Source organism: Cyclobacterium roseum (assembly GCF_010119225.1).
GTDB lineage: Bacteria > Bacteroidota > Bacteroidia > Cytophagales > Cyclobacteriaceae > Cyclobacterium > Cyclobacterium roseum.
This window is the reverse complement of sequence record NZ_WNKF01000002.1, coordinates 162,154-181,151: the sequence shown is the minus strand read 5'-3', so window position 1 is coordinate 181,151 and position 18,998 is coordinate 162,154. Positions and strand designations below refer to the sequence as shown.

Annotated in this window: 11 protein-coding genes; 8 read left to right on the top strand and 3 right to left on the bottom strand. The window is 46.4% G+C overall.

Features of this window, described 5'->3' with window-relative positions; genetic code table 11:
- Window positions 1-123: 123 nt before the first annotated feature.
- From GJQ68_RS03355 to GJQ68_RS03345, 3 genes are read right to left on the bottom strand one after another with little or no spacing between them, the layout of a single operon-like run.
- Window positions 124-1,080 carry a catalase family protein gene (locus GJQ68_RS03355; protein WP_162415898.1) on the bottom strand — a complete coding sequence of 319 codons (957 nt, stop codon included), beginning with the start codon at window positions 1,078-1,080 and terminating at the stop codon, window positions 124-126.
- Window positions 1,073-2,485, bottom strand: a complete 1,413-nt coding sequence (locus GJQ68_RS03350; protein WP_162415897.1) for a Dyp-type peroxidase — start codon at window positions 2,483-2,485, stop codon at window positions 1,073-1,075. Before GJQ68_RS03350 ends, GJQ68_RS03355 begins: the two co-directional genes overlap by 8 nt.
- A 2-nt stretch (window positions 2,486-2,487) precedes the next feature.
- Window positions 2,488-3,807: a peroxidase gene (locus GJQ68_RS03345; protein WP_162415896.1), complete on the bottom strand. Its 1,320-nt coding sequence runs from the start codon at window positions 3,805-3,807 to the stop codon at window positions 2,488-2,490.
- Window positions 3,808-4,078: 271 nt separating this feature from the next.
- Between GJQ68_RS03345 and GJQ68_RS03340 the strand changes: the two genes are divergently transcribed.
- The 8 genes from GJQ68_RS03340 to GJQ68_RS03305 all read left to right on the top strand — a co-directional run bounded on the left by GJQ68_RS03340 (window position 4,079) and on the right by GJQ68_RS03305 (window position 18,253).
- Window positions 4,079-5,953 (top strand): sulfatase-like hydrolase/transferase, encoded by a 1,875-nt coding sequence (locus tag GJQ68_RS03340; RefSeq protein WP_162415895.1) that lies wholly within the window; start codon window positions 4,079-4,081, stop codon window positions 5,951-5,953.
- A gap of 3 nt (window positions 5,954-5,956) precedes the next feature.
- On the top strand, window positions 5,957-8,170 hold the full coding sequence (locus tag GJQ68_RS03335) for a metallophosphoesterase family protein (protein ID WP_162415894.1): 2,214 nt from the start codon (window positions 5,957-5,959) through the stop codon (window positions 8,168-8,170).
- Window positions 8,167-10,878, top strand: a complete 2,712-nt coding sequence (locus tag GJQ68_RS03330; protein ID WP_162415893.1) for an alpha-L-rhamnosidase — start codon at window positions 8,167-8,169, stop codon at window positions 10,876-10,878. Before GJQ68_RS03335 ends, GJQ68_RS03330 begins: the two co-directional genes overlap by 4 nt.
- Before the next feature lie 122 nt (window positions 10,879-11,000).
- Entirely contained in the window at window positions 11,001-11,609 is a 609-nt protein-coding gene (locus tag GJQ68_RS03325; RefSeq protein WP_162415892.1) for an RNA polymerase sigma factor, read from the top strand.
- Window positions 11,610-12,252: 643 nt separating this feature from the next.
- A complete protein-coding gene (locus tag GJQ68_RS03320) occupies window positions 12,253-13,290 on the top strand; it encodes a FecR family protein (RefSeq protein WP_162415891.1) in 1,038 nt (345 codons plus the stop codon).
- Between the two features lie 148 nt (window positions 13,291-13,438).
- On the top strand, window positions 13,439-16,762 hold the full coding sequence (locus GJQ68_RS03315) for a SusC/RagA family TonB-linked outer membrane protein (protein WP_162415890.1): 3,324 nt from the start codon (window positions 13,439-13,441) through the stop codon (window positions 16,760-16,762).
- Between the two features lie 28 nt (window positions 16,763-16,790).
- Complete coding sequence (locus GJQ68_RS03310) at window positions 16,791-17,807, top strand: RagB/SusD family nutrient uptake outer membrane protein (RefSeq protein WP_162415889.1); 1,017 nt, start codon at window positions 16,791-16,793, stop codon at window positions 17,805-17,807.
- Window positions 17,801-18,253 carry a RagB/SusD family nutrient uptake outer membrane protein gene (locus GJQ68_RS03305; RefSeq protein WP_162416201.1) on the top strand — a complete coding sequence of 151 codons (453 nt, stop codon included), beginning with the start codon at window positions 17,801-17,803 and terminating at the stop codon, window positions 18,251-18,253. The genes GJQ68_RS03310 and GJQ68_RS03305 overlap by 7 nt, the downstream gene beginning before the upstream one ends.
- Window positions 18,254-18,998: the final 745 nt, after the last annotated feature.

Below are 18,998 nucleotides of genomic sequence, written 5' to 3'. Positions count from 1 at the left end.
TTATAATTCCATTTCCCGGCTTTGTATCCTTTTAGTGGTCTGAAACGATGCAGAACCAGAAAAGTACTGCCACCTTGAAAGGACAGAATCCCCCTTTCGAGGAGGACTTTATTTCGTTCGATTTTACCGCGTATTCCGGAAAGCCGCCAATTCTTTGTAAACCCTTCTTCTGGCCCGGTTGATGCCGCCGACCGGCGCGTGTTCTGCCAGTCCTATCCAGGGTGAAAATTCCATTTTTTCTCCCAGCGTGTTCCTTTCGGGAGTATCAAATTCCTGTACGGGAAGGGTTAGGGTGGCCAAGGGGATCAAATCTGCTTTCCAGGCCTTTGACGTATTTTCCAGGGGATGTTGGTCTTCATTTTCATGAAGTTGAATGGAAAGGGTAAACGCATGAATTCTTTTCTTGCAGTCTTCCACCAGTTGCTCCTTTAGAAAGGAATCTGATTTTTCCTTTTCCAGGGTGTAACCGAGAGAGGGATCATGAGGGCTTAGGACAAATTTGACAAATGAATCCGGGCCAAAGCGAAAAGCTCCTCCGGAAAAATAGGTTTGGGAAAGCAGGTTTTCGTGTTTGGCCGAATATTTCAGGGTAAGGTAGATGCTTCGCCAATGTTTTGGGTGGATCGCAAAACGCAGTTGTTCCCAAAAACCAAATAAGACGGCTCGAATGGCTTTTCGATACAACCGAATGTTCCAGGCCGAAAGAATGGGACTGGTTGTTAATAAAAAGTTTTGGGAAGGCACCCCAATTGGGTCTTCTTCCAGCATTTCTCCATCCACATCGAGTACCTTGATGGCCAGCCCTCTCCCGGATGCTGGTTTGTCGGATTGTACTTTTGGGGGGGCGTTTGACAAGCGAATCCAGGCTTCATAACTTTTTGCTTCCTTGAATAACCCCTTCCGTAGGGTTTCGGGAATATCTGGCTTGATGGTTAAGCTCCCTTTCAGCAAGCCATGCATTTTAGGATGAAAATTTCTCCGGATGGAACCCTGGGGATATTCCTTTTTGAGGAATGCTTTCATTTCCTCCAACAAATCCTGAATGTCTTTTTCTTCTTCGGGTGTATAGAAATCAGTCATTATCAGTCAGGTATTGCAGTGCCCGGATTCCGGGAAAGAAGAAATAGGCCCCGCCTTTGATATGCGTAAAATTAGGTAAACTGCTGTGTATTTTCCTTACCGGATATTCCGGAATGCTGAACGAATCCGTCTTTCGGCGTTCGTTTTGATAGTGATTGCCGATAATGGGATCCGCATCGTTTTCCAATCCTCCGAATTTATGAAAGTTCACCCAGTTGTTTTGGACAAATTCAAACTGCCTCCGGATATCGGTGACCAGGCAGATAAAATGCAGACCTCTTTCTTTCCCGTCATCGGCCTTTTGCATGATTATTTCCGGATCTAGTTCCGGCGTTAGTGGAGGTCCGTAGGGTCTGCCCTTTCGTAGCATCCGGTGCTTGGCAGCCATTTCCAGGGAATCTTTTCTACTTTTCTCGGTGACCAGGTGATCCCGGGGATTGGTACGGCGTATATGAGCACCAATGGGACATTTCAATCCCGCTTTATCCTGCTCCCAGTATTCAAAGTCATTGGTATCAGACTGGGAAGGGTCCGGTTGGAACGGGCAAAGGGTCAATGGGGAACCGTCTGGCCATCGGCCGACCATTTTACTGGCCAAACCGATCGCAGCGGAGGGGTCGCTACTGTTGGCTTTCATATACTCCCAAAATGTGGGTACATGTTGTTTCATCTGCCTGAATACCAGGTAGCAGCCATTTTTTCCCAGGTCTTTCAGATTAGAATCATCCCGGTGCTCAGGAAGCTTGTTGTTGGGGTCCAGCTGCGGCGGTACCGTAGGGGAGGGGGCCAGTTCATCGTAGAGATTATCGTAGCCCATGATAAACTCGCCGGCCGGAAAGGTGCTGTCGGGGTCCTGGGGCGGGTGGGATAGCAATTCCCGGATGATGGGTCTGGAGATATCATCCCGAAAACCAAAATGTTCTTTTTGGCCTTGCAGCAGGCCGGTGGGTAGCGCGTACAATTCTGTGATGCCTTTCGCATCCGAAAGCTGCCGAATGCCGGCCAGGGTTTCGTTCAATTGATTTTCATCCTTTCCGTAGACCAGCAGGAGAAAATGCAAGGGTTCGTTTCCCCAATCCCAATGTTGAGGTGCGTTTTCGCCGGTGTCCCCCAGAACGAACTGCCGTTGTAATTCAGCCATGCCTTCCTTAAACTCCCGGCAAAAGCTATCCAGCACGGGGGATGGCAGTTCCAAAAAGGCCAATCCCTCGTAGGTAAACGCCAGGTGCAAAGCTTCATTCGCTGGCTTTTCGGAAGCAGGGGTGATTTTTGGGATAAGTTGCAGGATAAAGTCCAGGGTTTCTTTGCGCTGGCTTCCAGTATACAGCAGGTATTTGGCACTAGGCAGGTTCCCGTATCCGCGAACCAACAAGCCTTGAATGTCTTCTTTTTCCAGTTTACTCATGGTCAAATGGTTAACAGCCAGTCTTTGATGGCCGGATCATCCATCTTTTTGAATAGTCCCTCTCGGAAAGCCCTGTTTCGTTTTAGGTTTTCCACGCTCAAATCCCGATTGTAGCTGTACCAAAACTGCGTGATTTTTTGATGAGCGCGGACGCCTTTCATGTATTCGCTCCGGTGATTGTATTGTTTGTGCACCAACCAGCGGGTCGCCGGGAAACCAAAGGCATGGCTAAATATAACGGCCATGTTCATGGACCTCCGTTCACTATCTACAAAATCATGCGCATAGGCTTCGGATAAATTATCAAAATTGGCGATAAAAACCAGTCGTTTGCCTTTATCCATTTGTAACCATCGGGCGGTATGCACGGTGGGAATGTAGGCAAAATAGGCCACCAGGCCGACCAGCTTTAGGGTAAGGGCCAGGAAAACCCTCCGGACCCAGCCTTTTTTCAAAGGGGCGATGACAGTCATTTCGTTGATTACCGGGTTGGTTTCCAAGGCTACAATCTCCCGCACTTTTTCATCGGAAAGTTCAGGCGAGGGTTCGTGGGGATTGTTTTCATTCAGCCGAAGCAATAAAAAAAGTGCACCTGTAATCAGCAGGAAGACAGGGAAGATCCAGGCCAGCCACCTGAAAAGCAAGGCATCGGTAAATAGCAAGGCAATCAGGGATACGATGGAAGCAAGCATCAGCAGCCCAAAGGCGGCCAGAGGCCAAAGCATCTGAACTTTGTTTTGGCTACTAAAAGGAATACCGCCTGAGGCCCAATGTAGTTTGGGATGGCTGGAGACGAAGGATTCGATGGCTTTTTTGACGGTAGCGGGTTCACTGGCTGGCCCCAGTGATTCCTGTTTTTGCATATAGGAGAGCACCTCGGATTTCAACTGGGCTTCCTGTTCCACTTCAGCAGTGCTGATGAATTTGAAACCCGAATAAAAAGTATTGGGAATGCTTTTCTGATTTAAAAATTGAACTAGTTTTTCCTCACTGGGTTCCCCGGAAGGAAATTCAACACTTTGACTAAATACTTGTCTGAGTTGGGGTGCTAAAAAAGCGGCCAATTCTTTGAGATGCCGGGATTTGCTTCCGACGTAACTGGTCAGCAACAGTATTCGCGCTGGCAGGGTTTCCCGGTCTTGATAAACTTGAGAGGGTAAGGTAAGCCAACTGATAAAGAAGGTTCCTGGCAAGGATTTTCGGTATTTTTCCTGGTAGAGGCGGAGATCTTTCCGGTATTCCGACAGCAGCCCGTTTACATAGGGGATTTTTTGTTCGTCCAGCGTGACGGTAACGGTAAGGCCTTTGTGAACTGTGGACATACGCAGGAAACAATTTTTTATCCAATATATAAAATTAAAATTAGGTTTTGAAATTAAGTGCTGCAAAAATCTTTGCTGATACGGGAAATTTTCCATGAATATTTCTTTATATAAAAAACAAAGGTTGTAGCACCTGTAAATCCAGGAGAAATATTCCCTGGAAAAATCAAGTGAATTTCACTTTCGGGCGGGTTTTTCGATTTTTGTTACCTAAAACCATTAAATTTCATTTAATTTAAAGTATTCGCAAGTAAACCAATCGAAACCCAAAATGAAGTATCTTATCCACTGCCTCTTTCTGTTTTGCCTGATATCCTGTCAATCTTCCAGGGAAGAATTAGCACCGCCCAATATCTTATGGATAACCAGTGAGGACAATAGCCCCTTTGCCGGATGTTACGGGGATGAATTTGCCACCACGCCGAACATGGATGCCTTGGCCGCAGAGGGTTTTTTATACACCCATGCCTACGCGAACCTACCCGTTTGTGCACCTGCCCGAAACACCATTCTAACCGGAGTTTATGCCAATTCGGGCGGCCACCAACACATGCGCAGCTATTATGATAAATCCGACAAGATACAGCCCTACCCCCGGATGCTTCGTGAGGCGGGGTATTACACGACTAATAACTCCAAAGAAGATTACAATATTAATCCCGATCAGAACCAGGATATTTGGGATGAGTCCAGTAAAACGGCACATTATAAAAATCGCCCTGAAGGCAAGCCTTTTTTTGCCGTGTTTAATACCACCATTTCCCACGAAAGCTCCATTCACAAATCCATACCTTCAGAACAATTGCGGCACAAGCCCGAGGAGGTTACCCTTCCACCTTATCATCCGGACACTCCGGAGATGCGCCATGACTGGGCACAGTATTATGACAAGATAGAGGATATGGACCAGAAGATCGGCGAACTGCTACAAGAGCTTGAGGAAAGTGGACAGGCAGAGAATACCATCGTTTTCTATTACGGGGATCACGGTGGGGTGTTGGCCAGAAGCAAACGATATGTCTACGAGACGGGCACCCGGGTGCCTTTTATTGTGCGAATTCCTGAAAAGTACCAGCACCTGTACCCCGCCGAAAAACCCGACACTCAGGTCAACCGGCTGGTTAGCTTTGTGGATCTCGTGCCTACCCTGCTCAGTCTGATCGGTCAGGAGATTCCGGATTATTTGCAGGGCAAGGCATTTTTGGGAGCGCAGAAAACGGAAGATCCGGAATATGCTTTTATGTTGCGTGGCAGAATGGACGAGCGATACGATATGAGTAGATCGGCACGAGATAATAAGTATCGGTACATACGAAATTACATGCCCTACCGGGTGTACGGTCAGTTTTTGGAATACCTCTGGAGGGCTCCTTCCATTCAATCCTGGGAAGCGGCCTACAAAGCCGGAGCGTGTAATGAAACGCAATCCAGATTCTGGAATACCAAGCCTGCCGAGGAATTATACGATACCGAAAATGACCCTTGGGAGGTAAATAACCTGGCGGATGATCCGGAATACAAAGAAGTACTGGAGAGGATGCGGGCGGCAACCAAAGAATGGATGCTGGAAATCAAAGATACCGGCTTTATCCCTGAGGCGGAGTTAATCGATCGTACGGAAGGTACCACCGCCTATGATTACATGAGGGACGCGGCGATTGACCTCAATGCCTTAATCGATGGTGCCAATCTGGCTTCCAACCCCAGAAAGGGCGATATTTCGTTCCTGGAAGAGATGCTAAAAGAGGGGGAAGCAGCTAGCCGCTATTGGGGAGCGACAGGATTGTTGATACTGGGCGAGGAGGCAGAAGAAGCTGCAGAATCACTTCGAAATGCCCTCTCAGATTCTTCTCCCAATGTAAAAGTGGTGGCGGCAGAAGCCATGTACCATTTAGGGTATACCGAAGAGGCCCTGCAGGCCCTGTACGAAGTGCTCGAAACACCCAATTCGTTTGCCCGGACGCATGCCCTTAATGCGATCGATAGTATAGAAGATAGTGCCGAATCCACCCAACAGGCCGTTCTGGATATGATTGGTATGGTGGGGGAGTTTAACCGGAGTCATTACGACCTCAGAGCGGCCAAAGGGCTTTTGACTAAATGGGACGTGGACCCCATGGATCATGGCTACGATATGAATTGGTAAGTAATGAAGCGTAGGAAATTTATTTCGAGGGTAGGAGCAAGTTCGTCCTTTTTTTTATTGGGATCGGCAGCTGTAAAAAAACAGCAGCAAGGGCTTTCTCCCTTTCTGTATGCTCAGCCTACTCGTTTTTCAGAAGTCCTGAACCAAAATGGGCAGTTCCAGGTACGCCTGGAGATTCGGACAGTGGATCAGCTCGCTCCCAAAGAAGTGCGGTTGGAGGTAAGAAAACCAGGGGCACAACAATACAGGGTAAAAGCCTATCCCTTCGCAAACAAGCCGGAAAGGGTAGACGAAGCGAATCGTAGCTATACCTTTGAAGTGGGAAAAGCGTTTCCTTTCGTTTTTGCCGTCTGGATTGATCGCCCGGAACCCGGGACGAAGGTGAACCTGGTACTGAATGGCAAACCACTGGAGTTTACCTTAGGCAACCTGGTTGAGCGGCGGCAACTTTCCTATCAGGAGGATGGGATTCAGCTAAGCTGTAATTACCTTTTGGATAAAGAAATGGGGGTTTTGGACCCGGCAAAATTAGGAATAGCAAAAGGTCAGAAACAATTTTCCTTTGTCATTCTTGCAGATCCGCAGGGTGGAAATCCGGATACTCCCAAGGCACATCCAACGCGAATGAAGATCCACAATGCCTTTATTTGGGACAGTGTGAACCGTGTCAACGAGTTGACCCCTCAACCTGCCTTTTCGCTGGTGTTAGGCGATATCGTAGACAACCAGGGGGAGGTATCCCATTTTGAAGCCATGCACGAATACCTGAAAGGAATTCGGTCTCCGGTACTATACGCCATTGGCAATCACGAAACCCGCTATCAGGCATCGTTTACACCCGGCTACCGGATGGAGGAGTTTGATGCCTATTTCAGTGCCCAAAAGGCCATGAATGGGATGGAGTGGCTGTTGTATAGTTTTGATCTGGGTGACTGGCATTTTATTGTCTGGCCGGATCCCTTGCGCAGTAATTTCTTTGAAACCCACCCGCACTATTTTGACTGGCTGGAGCGGGATTTGGAACAAAACAAAGACAGACCCACCCTATTTTTTCAACATGTTCCTTCCCATCCGATAGGAATTGATCCCCTGATCAATTATGCGGAATCGGTGGCAGTAAAGCGGTTGGTTTTGGATATTTTGGCCAAACACGGCAACGTCCGGTATGTTTTAAGCGGTCATGTCCATATTCCCATCAGGGCTTCCCTAAAAACCGCTACTCAATACAAAGGCATGAGGATGATCAATTTACCCGCCGCCGGGTACCGGCCCCGGGCGTTTGGGGAGGAAGAGGTACATGGAGGCCCTTCCCAGGGAGTCCTGGTGGTGGAGGTCAATGGCACTACCTGCAACGTGTACTTCAAAACGGTTATGGAGGAAGTCTATTCTTATCCGGAATCATTGCCGGAATTTAGCGAAACAAAATTCCCGCTATGGTTAAATTATAAATGGCAACTAGAAGCCGGACCTGAAATTCGAAACGGGGATTTTTCACAAGGTCTGGCATTCTGGAATACCCGATACGTTTACGGCGAAGATGAAAATCCTTCTAACCGGATGGAAGTCCGGAAGTTTCAGGGATATCAGACATTATACCTGTTCTCCTCCAAGCGAAAGTACCACATTCCCGGACAGGATCGGCTTCCCCAGACCATCAACCACCTGTGTCAATCCATTGCGGTTGGGGTGGATCCTTTTTTGATCCGGTTAGACTACTGCCTGGATAAGGAGAACGCCGGGCATCAGGATAGTTGGGCAGGTGGTTTTGTTTGGCTGGAGGGGTTTCAAGGCAGCGTCAAACTGCTTAATCTGGCCTATTGGATAGGAAAGGGTAACCGTCAATTATCGGATCGGTTTACAGATTCGGAGGAGGTTCCCTTGTTGCATTACGAATTGCCCGCCCCTGATGAGCGCTGGCAAGAGGCGCGACTAAACTGGCGGCAGGATTATGGGGATCAGGGTCTGGACTTATCGGGATTGGACCGTTTGGTGATCAATCTAGGCACCTGGCACATTAATGATGGAAACAGTCCAGGGTTTGGTGTTTATTTCACCAATCTGAATCGGATTGCGGATTTGGGAGAATCGCAGGTAGCAGGAGGTAAAATCAGGAAAATGCCGGATGAAGCCCTGTGGCGAATGAATAAATACGAGCCTTTTGTACACATTGCCGGAGAGCACCGGTACATCATGTCCACCCAAAACCCTAAGCAATGAAGCGCCGTTATTCCCTTCTTTTTATTATCATTTCCCTTTGCTTTTCTTGCAATCCAAAACAAAAATTTGAAGTCCGTTCACTCAAAACCAGCCATATTGATCGTCCCTTAGGCTTGGAAGAAAGACCGGTTTTTGGTTGGCAAATCCAGGCGGAAGCCGGTTTCAAACAGCGGGCCTACCAACTTTTGCTAGCCTCTCAACCGGATAAATTGGAGTCCGGGAAGGCGGATATCTGGGATTCCGGGAAGGTCTCTTCCAGCCAGTCCCAGGGAGTAAACTACCCCGGGGAAATGCCTGAGGACGCGCAAAGAGTTTACTGGAGGGTGATCGTTTGGGACCAGACCAACGAGCCTGTTTCCAGCGAAGATACCTGGTTTGAAATGGGACTGACCCAATCTTCCAGCTGGAAAGCCTCCTGGATTTCTTCCGTACCGGAGGTGGATAGCGTTCCACCCTTACTACCTGCTCCCTATTTTCGCAAAACGTTTCAAATTACCGAAGGCATTCAGCAGGCAAGACTTTACATTTCCGGGTTGGGGTATCATCAGGTGCAACTCAATGGTCGGAAAGTAGGGGATCATGAATTGGATCCGGCCCTAACCCGCTACGATAAGCGCGTTAAGTACCTGGTACACGATGTCACGGATTTGCTGAGGGCCGGCGACAATGCCATCGGGATTGTCCTGGGAAACGGTTGGTACAACCAACACACCCGTGAAGCCTGGGATTTTGATCAGGCCCCCTGGAGAGCTTCGCCAGCGGTCATGGCACAATTGGTAATCGTCGACCAGCAGGGTAGGGAACATCTGGTCAAGACCGATGCCACCTGGAAGGTTACCCAATCCGGCCCCATTATTTTTGACGGGGTACACAATGGAGAGACCTATGATGCCCGAAAAGAATTGGGCAACTGGTCCGAAGCAGCTTATAAGGATGAGTCCTGGCAAGCGGCGATACCCATTGAAGGACCTCAGGGCAAATTATCCGCTCAGGTGATGCCGCCCATTCGGGTGACGGGGAAGCTAAAACCCAAAACTAGTTGGGAAGTAAACGATAGCACGGAAATGCTGGATTTCGGTCAAAACCTTACCGGCTGGGCCAATATCCGGGTAGCAGGGCCGGCAGGGTCGCGTGTAAAAATGCGGTATGGCGAACGCATCTATCCCGATAGCACGCTGGATGTGGAGGAACTCAGCCGCTTTATCTGGACGGGAGATACCCAGACAGACCGGTATTACATGAAGGGTGAGGGAGAAGAATCCTGGCATCCCATTTTTACCTATCAGGGATTTCAATTTGTGGAAATAACAAGTAGTGATCCCGATGTGGAGCTATTGAATATACAAGCCGATGTGGTCCACACGGATCTAGCTGAAAGGGGTTATTTCAGAAGTTCGAATGACATGTTTAACCAGCTACAGGAAAATTTTGAATGGTCTTTTTTGGGCAATTATCATGGCTATCCCACCGATTGTCCCCATCGGGAGAAAATGGGTTGGTCCGGTGACGCCCTGTTGGTGGCCGAAACGGGACTTTATAATTTTGACCTGACTCCTGCCTATTTGAAGTGGTTGGAGGACTTTGTGGACGAACAACGGGAGAGCGGTGCCCTGCCGGGAATCATCCCTACAAGTGGTTGGGGCTATACTTATAACGGGAGTGAAGATCCGGAACGCGGGTACGGACCGCAGTGGGAAGGGGCTTTCCTGGAAGTTCCCTGGCAACTGTACCGGTTTACAGGCGATTCTACCATACTTAGGAATTACTACCCGGCATTTAAAAAATATGTGGATTACCTGAAGGCGCATGCCGATGGGTACTTGCTTAATTTTGGAATCGACGACCACAAGCAATTGGAGAACAAGGCCCAGGGGCCGTTTCTGGCCTCTGCCTTTTTTTACTATTTCAGCAACATGCTTTCCCAAATGGCAGCAATCGTCGGGAAAGAGCAGGATCAGGAAGCCTATTCCGGGCTTGCTGCCCAAATAAGGGAGGCTTTTAATAGGCGGTATTATGATCCCAAAAGTGGAACATACGATCATGGGGGGCAAAATGCTCAGGCCGTCCCTTTGTTTGTGGGGTTGGTAGAAAAGGACCAGGAAAGCCCCGTCCTGGCCAGGCTATTGGAAGCCATTCAGGAAAAGGAAGGTCATATAGATGCCGGTGTGGTAGGTACCAAGGCACTGATACAGGTGTTGATGCGTTACGGGCATGCCGATGTGCTTTATGAAATGGCCAACAAACGCACCTTTCCAGGTTGGGGTTACTGGGTGGAGGAACTGGGAGCCACGACCCTTTTTCAGAATTGGGACGGGTCGCAATCCAGAAATCACATCATGTTTGGGACAATAGGGGATTTCTTTTATAAGGGGCTTGGCGGCATTCAGCCAACGGATGAAGCGGCGGGATTCAAGCGAATACTACTAAATCCATCTTTTCCCGAGGACCTGGAATGGGTAGAGGCCGGGCATCATTCCCCCTACGGCTGGATCCGGTCCCATTGGAAAAAGCAAGTGGAAACGATTCGCTGGGAAGTAGAAGTGCCGGCCAATTCATCGGCAGAAATTCGTTTGCCGGACGGCGTAGCAAATGGTCTGCGGCTAAATGGAAGGCCGATAGCTGCATCGGATCTGGTCAGCGGGGCCGATACCGCCGGAGCTTATAGCGGGCTGCTGGTGGGTAGTGGTAGGCATGTGCTGGAGTTTTGATGGCTGTCCTATTAGGTAATCCGATAGGCTAAAAGAGAATAATATGCCATATTCATTGGTGAAAATTAGGAAATGCCTTATTTATGGGTAAATTTAACTGGTAATTACAAATAAACCCTATCATGCCTCTCTCTCATTTCAACGTTTTGAAGCAGTTCCCTGCTGAAAGAATCAAAGCCCGATCCGTGGATAAAATTCCGGATGCAACCCTTTGGGATCAATTCCGGAATGGCAGCGATGCGGCCTTTATTGAGATTTACGAGCAGTATTTCGATCGGCTCTTCGCTTACGGCATGCGATTGATCGGGGATGAATCGCTTACCAAAGACGGTATTCAGGAGGTGTTTTTCGATTTAAAAAACCTCCGCAAGAAGTTGGGGCCTACGGATCATATCCGGTTTTATTTGCTAAAATGCCTGAAACGAAAGCTATTCCGGCAGCGTTCCGGATGGGAGCAACGCCGGGCGGATTTGTTGGATAAGGAAGGGTTCGGGTTTGAGTTGTCCCACGAGCAAATCCTGATAGATCAGCAACTGGATACTGAGAAGATGGAAGAGCTCAACCGGGCCATTGCCGAACTAAGTCCCAGAAAGAAAGAAATCATCTATTATTTTTTTTACGAGGACCTTTCCTATGCCGAGATCCGGGAATTGATGGGAATGGACAGCGACCATACCACCCGAAACCTGATGTACAAAGCATTGGCTTTTTTGCGGAAAACTTTGCGGTAATCTTTCTCGATCAGATCCTTTAAAAAGATGCCTAAAACCGAGATACCCGTTTCAGTTTTTTTGCCACGAAGGCCTCAAAGAACCACACCTGCCGGTAGGAGGGAAGCGCACAGAGGCTTATTTTAAAATGCTTCGAGTCCTTTTGCATCGTGCGCTTTGTGTCAAAAAATCTCGGAATACGATGCGTTATTCTTTGTCACAGAGGACTCAAAGAACCACAGAGGACTAAGTTTTTAAATTTACCTTACTCGTCATTGCGAGCGCAGCGAAGCAATCTGATTCGAAGCGAAATCGCAAGTCCTCCGTAGAAAGCAAATAGAAAACGACCAACGCAAACGCACTCCGACAGACTGCCGCAGGTGCACGAGCGGATACCGCCAAACGATTGAATCAGATCCGCACCCTCGCCGTGACGCCATCACCACATCACCACATTATCACATCACCACATCATCTCTTCGTCTCTCAGTCTCCCTCTCTCTTAGTCTCTAAATCCCTCAGTCTCCTAGTCTTTGTGTCCAATATTTTTTAAAGAAGGCAGGACATTTTTTCAATGCTAACAATATTTATTAAAAAAAGTAAATTTTTTAGGTGTTGTTTTGGTAACTGACAGCATTTACAGTAAAGAAGGAACTAATACGGCATGAAAACCAAAGAGGATTTTTTAACTGATCCAGAATTTATTGCCTGGGTGAAGCAACCTAACCAGCAGTTGGACAGCTATTGGTCCAAATGGATGGTGGCCAACCCGGAGCAGGTGGGGGAGTTGAAAAAGGCCAGGGAAATTTTACTCCGGGTCCGGTATCCGGAGCACAAAGCTCCCGAAGGGGCCCGGGAGGCTATCTTGCAGGAATTACTTCGTGAACCAAAACGGCAAAAGGAGATTGAAAAATCCGCTTTGAAAAAGGACCCTTCGTTCCGTTGGCAACCCCTGGGGCAGATGCATCGCATCGCAGCCATCCTACTCCTTTCTTTTGGATTGGCTTGGTGGCTATCGCCTATGCCCACAGATACGGCACCCGGGGCAGCGGCCAATGAAACCGTTTGGATCGAAAAGAGCACCCAGCCGGGAGAAAAGCTGCAGTTGACCTTGGGAGATGGTAGTCGGATTTGGCTGAATGCCAATAGTCGCCTCTTTTTTCCGGAGCGGTTTGACTCTCTGGAGCGAAATGTCAGGCTGATAGGGGAGGCCTATTTTGAGGTGGAGAAGGACAGTTTACGGCCCTTTCAGGTAGAAACCAATGGGTTGGTGACCACCGTACTGGGTACCACCTTCAATATCCGCAACCTGGAGGGCTTCAATATTGATATTTCCCTGGTTTCCGGGTCGGTGAAAGTAACAGAAAAAGCTCTTGCCGGTCCGGTTTGGCTGGAGCCGGGTGAGGCCCTGCATCACGATGTCCGGACCGGAAAAAACAAGCTAAGAAATTTCAATTCGGATGTGGTGCTGGCCTGGAGGGACGGTTGGATCCGGTTTGACCGGGCCTCACTGGAAGAGGTGATGCAAACACTGGAAAACTGGTACGGGGTAGCCTTCCACGTGCAAGGTTCGAAACCCGTCGCCTGGGAGTTTTCGGGGGAGTACAAGGAACAGAGCCTGGAAGATGTATTGCGTAGTATGGCTTACATACAGGGCTTCCAATTCAGTATAGAAGAAAAAATAGTTCACTTAAAATTTTAGACCTATGGTATACATACATGCGCCATAAAAAAACCGGTTGGATAAAACCAACCGGCAAAGGGCTGGTCTGATGATGGTGTACATTGGGGAATGGGGCCATCAAGAGACCAGGCTTATTGAAATCAATCTCCAATAAACATTCAAAACTATGAAAAATAAATTACTAAAGGCAATACTCATGTTGTCCAAAGGCTTTTTATATGGCTTAATTTTACAAATGCTGCTGGTCAATTTTGCTAGCATCATGCAGGCAAAAGGACAATACAAGCGCATAGATGAAGTTTCCATCCGCCTATCGGTTCCTTCAATGAATGTCCGGCAATTTTTTAAAGAAATAGAAAGGAAAACACCTTTTAAGTTTGCCTATGACAATAAAAAGCTGGATAAATCCCAGCTCTTGGTATTCGACTCGGAATTGGGTACGGTAGAAGAGCGTCTCCAAGTAGCAGGACAGCAATTGCAGGTGAGTTTTAGGCAGATGAACCACACCATTGACGTGGTTCCCACGGGTCAAACGGTGGTTCAGGTTATGGCCGAGGTGGAGCTAAGACCCATTACCGGAACGGTTACCGATGAAAACGGGGAGCCCATTCCCGGTGCTACCGTTCTGGTAGAAGGAACCAATACGGGCACAGCGACCGACATCGATGGAAATTTCAGCCTGGATGCGGAGGAGGGAGCGGTATTATTGGTTTCCTTTATTGGCTATGAATCTCAGCGCATCACGGTAGGGAATCAAAGCAACCTTTCCATTACGCTGGTAGAAGATCAGGCATCGCTGGAAGAGGTGGTGGTAATTGGATACGGAACAGTAAATAAATCTGACCTAACAGGGTCAGTCGGTATTGTGGATTCCGAATTGATCCACAGCAGACCTTTGACGAATGCAGCTGACGCTCTTCAAGGAAGAATTCCTGGTGTGCAGGTAATGAACAATTCTGCAGCACCTGGAGGTAATTTTTCGATCAGAATCAGAGGGAGTAATTCCATAAGTGCCACAAATGAACCGCTTTACGTGGTTGACGGCATAATAGGGGTAGGTGGACTACAGTTTATTAATCCCAACGATATTGCATCCATAGAAGTACTGAAAGACGCTTCAGCAACTTCCATCTATGGTGCTAGAGGTGCTAATGGAGTGGTATTGATTAGCACTAAAAGAGGAAAGGTGGGAAAACCTCAAATTACTTATGATAGTCAATTTGGATTTTCCAATATGGCCCGCAAAATCCCCATGCTGAACGCTTCTCAGTACATGCAGATGGAAAATGAGGCCTATCTTTATTCAGGATTAACTCCCCAGTTTACACAGGAACAGATTCAAAACCCAGAATTTGATACTGATTGGCAGGAAGAAGCTACCAGAACCGCTTTTCGCCAAAATCATCAGATAGGCGTTTACGGAGGCAATGAGCAAAGTAAATATGGTATTTCAATTGGGTATTTGGATGAAGAGGGGATTATGCTCAATTCTAAACTGGAGAGAGCCAATATCAGAATTAACCTAGATAATAACCTTTCCGATAAGTTAGTTCTAGGTACAAGTCTGACCATTAATCATTCCAAAGACAGACGGATAGACACAGATAACGGCGGATTAAATGCCAGCAGGGCCATGTTGGAAATGTTTCCATTTCTTCCAGTAAAATACGAAGACGGCACCTATTCGAACAGTGCTGATCATCCAGGAGGGGAGGGGACGGACAATCCGGTTGCCATCTTGAATGAAATTGAAGATTACTTCACTATTACAAGGACCTTGGGAAACCTTTTTCTTGAATATGAGGTGATCAAAGATCTTAAAGTAAGGATTAGTGGAGGTGCGGACATCAATTATGAATCCAGGAATTATTATAGCCCCAGAACTTTAAGAAGGACTAGAAATACCCGGGGCCTGGCCATAAGGTCTAATGTAAGGGAACTTTCCTGGCAGAACGAAAATACCATCAGTTATCAGAAAATATTAAATGGAAGACATGACATCAATGCCATGATGGGGGTTACCTGGCAACAGTTCAGACATGAAAATTTCGGGGCATCTACCCGGGGATTAAATGATGATTTTTTTAAATTCAATAACCTGGGAATTGGGGACACGCCCCAACCTCCTACTTCCAATACTTTTGATTGGGCGCTAAATTCCTATCTGGGCAGAATCAACTATATTTTGGACAAGAAATACCTGTTTACGGTGTCAGCTAGAATGGACGGATCCTCAAAATTCGGAGAAAGCAATAAATACGGGTTTTTTCCTTCTGGGGCCTTTGCCTGGCGAATTTCGGATGAAGGTTTTATGGAAGGGCAGGAAATCATTTCCGACCTTAAATTAAGGACAAGTTATGGGATTACAGGAAACCAGGAAATCGGAGTTTTCAATTCTATTTCAAGTTTGGCTACCTATACTTACATTATCGATGGTCAGCGTACTATTGGATTAGGTCCTGGAAGGATACCGAACCCTGATCTAAGGTGGGAAAAAACTTCTCAAGGAAATATAGGACTGGACATTGGGTTGGTAAACAATAGGTTGTCTCTGACCATTGATGCTTATTACAAGCAAACCAATGATTTACTTTTAAATGCCCCGTTACCGTACACAACCGGATATGAATCGATATTTAGAAATATTGGCCGCGTGGAAAATAGAGGGATTGAATTTATGATAAGTTCAGTTAATGTAGACAGAGATTTTCAATGGAATACCGATGCCAATATTTCCTTCAATGACAATGAGGTATTGGAATTAGGAGCTGAAGGAGATGATATTTTTCCAGGTCCCGGATTTGTAACCCAAACCAATATTCTGCGGGTAGGTCAGCCGATTGGATCATTATGGGGATGGACAAGGTTGGGGATTTTCCAAAATGAGGAGGAAGTTTTAACACATGGTGCCCAGCCCAATGCCCAGCCTGGTGACATTATTTACTTGGACCTGAATGAAGATGGGGTAATTGACTCGCAAGACCAATCTATTATCGGTAATACTGCGCCTAAGTACAACTTTGGTTTTATCAATACTTTTGTTTACAAAAACTTTGATCTGATTATTGAAATCCAAGGAGTTCAAGGCAACGACGTCATGAATTTAAACCCTATTGTTCTGGAGGATCGACAAACTCAAGCCAATAGTTACGCCACGTTATTGGACCGGTGGACCCCTGAAAATCCTAGTAACACCATTGCCAGGGTAAGGAAAAACAGTGATTTAAGACTTTCTACCCGCCATGTGGAAGATGGGTCGTTTATCAGAGGCAGAAATATTTCACTTGGATACAATTTTAACCTCCAGGGTAAAGAATGGATCAACACCTTAAAAGTATTTGCCAGTGCTCAAAATTTCTTTTTAATCAGTGATTATGGTGGATACGATCCCGAAGTGAGTACCTATGGAGGGAATTTTGGGCAGGGTATTGAATTCAGCAGTTATCCCACACCCCGTACATTTACTTTGGGTTTAAGTGTTGGCCTTTAAAAGGGTATTCACCAATAAATTTAAAATCATGAAAAACTATAGCTTGAAATACATCACCCTATTCCTGATCTTATCCCTGGGGTTCGCTGGTTGTGACGAATTCCTTGAAGAGAACCCGGAAACTTTTATCAGCCCGAATGCTTATTATCGAAATGCAGAGGATGCCCAGAGTGCCATTAATGCCGTTTATGCTATTTTGCCAAGGTTTTACCAAGGTATCGCCTACGGGGAAAGTGTGTTTTTCACCTTGGAGATGCCTTCTGATCAAGCCGATTCTGGCACAGGTGTATCCGTAGTGGATCAGGACAGATTGGATGCATACATTTACGATCCGGCCATTCGACACCTAAGATTATGGTGGCAGTATTCCTATCAAGGGATTAACGCAGCCAACTCTGTACTCTACTACGTGCCAGAAATAGATATGAGTGAAAATGCCAAAGCCAGGATATTAAGTGAAGCTTACTACCTAAGGGCCTATTTCTATTTTGATTTGGTAAGGCTATTTGGAGCGGTTCCGTTGACCGTTGAACCTACTTTAAATATTAGCAACGTTAACCTTACAAGGGAAGATGTTACTGTCATATATGACCAGATCATTCAGGACCTCATCAATGCAGAACACCATCTTCCTGTTGCCGGATCCATTGAAGCTGAACACGGAAGGGCAACAAAGGGAGCAGCATCTACCTTATTGGCCAAAGTTTACTTGACTTTGGAACGTTGGGAGGAAGCCTCCAACAAAGCCGAAGAAGTGGTCAATTCAGGGGCCTATCAGTTATTTGATGATTACGCTGATGCCTTTGATGTGGAAAATAAGAATGGAAAGGAGCATATTTTTTCTATACAATTTGAAAGAACGATTAACTCAAGCAATTTCCATGCGTGGTTTTTGCCCAGGTATCGGGGAATTCAGGCCAATACAGAGGAGTTTGGTGCGATTTTACCCAACATGGAGTTTTATAATTCCTATAGCGATGATGATTACCGGAAAGCGGCCAATTTTATTCAAGTTATCCCGCAGCTGATGGATCTGGTATCGTAGAATTTGAACCCCACATTTTCAAATACTTTGATCCGACTGTAGATATAGTGGGAGGATCCAGCATGAATTATCCCAAAATAAGGTATGCGGAAACACTTTTAATCCTAGCAGAAGCTGAAAATGAAGTAAATGGTCCCAGTCCAAAAGCACTGGACGCCATCAACCAGGTTCGGAACCGGGTATTGCTCCCAAACCTGGAAAATTCAGAAAACTATCAACCCACGAAATCATATTTTAGAAAGGCAGTTATTGAGGAGCGTTCCTGGGAACTGGCTTATGAAGGTAACCGCTATTTTGACATGTTACGGACCAATTCCTCTATCAGCGGAGACCTGATAGGCTATGACAGTGGTTCAGGTATATTTAAATCCCATAATGTATTATTTCCAATTCCTCAAAGAGAAATTGATAACAATACTAGTTTGGTTCAAAATGAAGGGTATTAAATAAGGCTTATTGGAAAATTCTATCAGCAAAGCTGAGCGTGGTGAGGATAACATCACGCTCAGCTTTTTTGGGATTTATTCTTGGGTCACTGTTCAATTTAAGATTAAAAAACTATAGTTTTCTCAATTTTGGAATTACCTGGACTTGCAGAATTTCAAGTGTCTCACGGACTAAGTGAATTTTTAGCTTATTGAAAGTAATTTCATACCTACCAAAAAAGTATGGGTACTATAGAAAAAGATACAAAGGGTATTGGGTGGAAAATTTCCCAGAGGAATCTATTTATAAAGACGAAAAAGAGCTTGTTTAAGATCTGCCAAAGAATGCAAACAACCTATATGCCCGGACTATTTATTGCCCGGTCCGCTTTCTGACGTACGGCATTAAGAAAAGAGTAAGCTGTCAACCGTTTTTTGGATAATTACTTGTTCTTGTACCAGTTTTTAATTCCTAAAAATTTGCCGAAATCCGCAAAATTTCTGCATTTTTATCTATTCGCAGCATACACCATGCACTAGCTACTGAAAGAAACGTTTCCCACGATTAACAAATGTACCGTTCTTGTATCCATTTTGCTGCTTTCCATATATAATAGGCAGCCTACAAGTCCAAACATATACAAACTCCGATTTACCCGATGCCCAAACATTTCGGGACTGTAGCTAGGTCGGATTGGGAAAGGCGGAGAAAACAAATCCATGACCGTTGGTGCAACTATTTTTCCGGTCATTATCTAAATAAGTT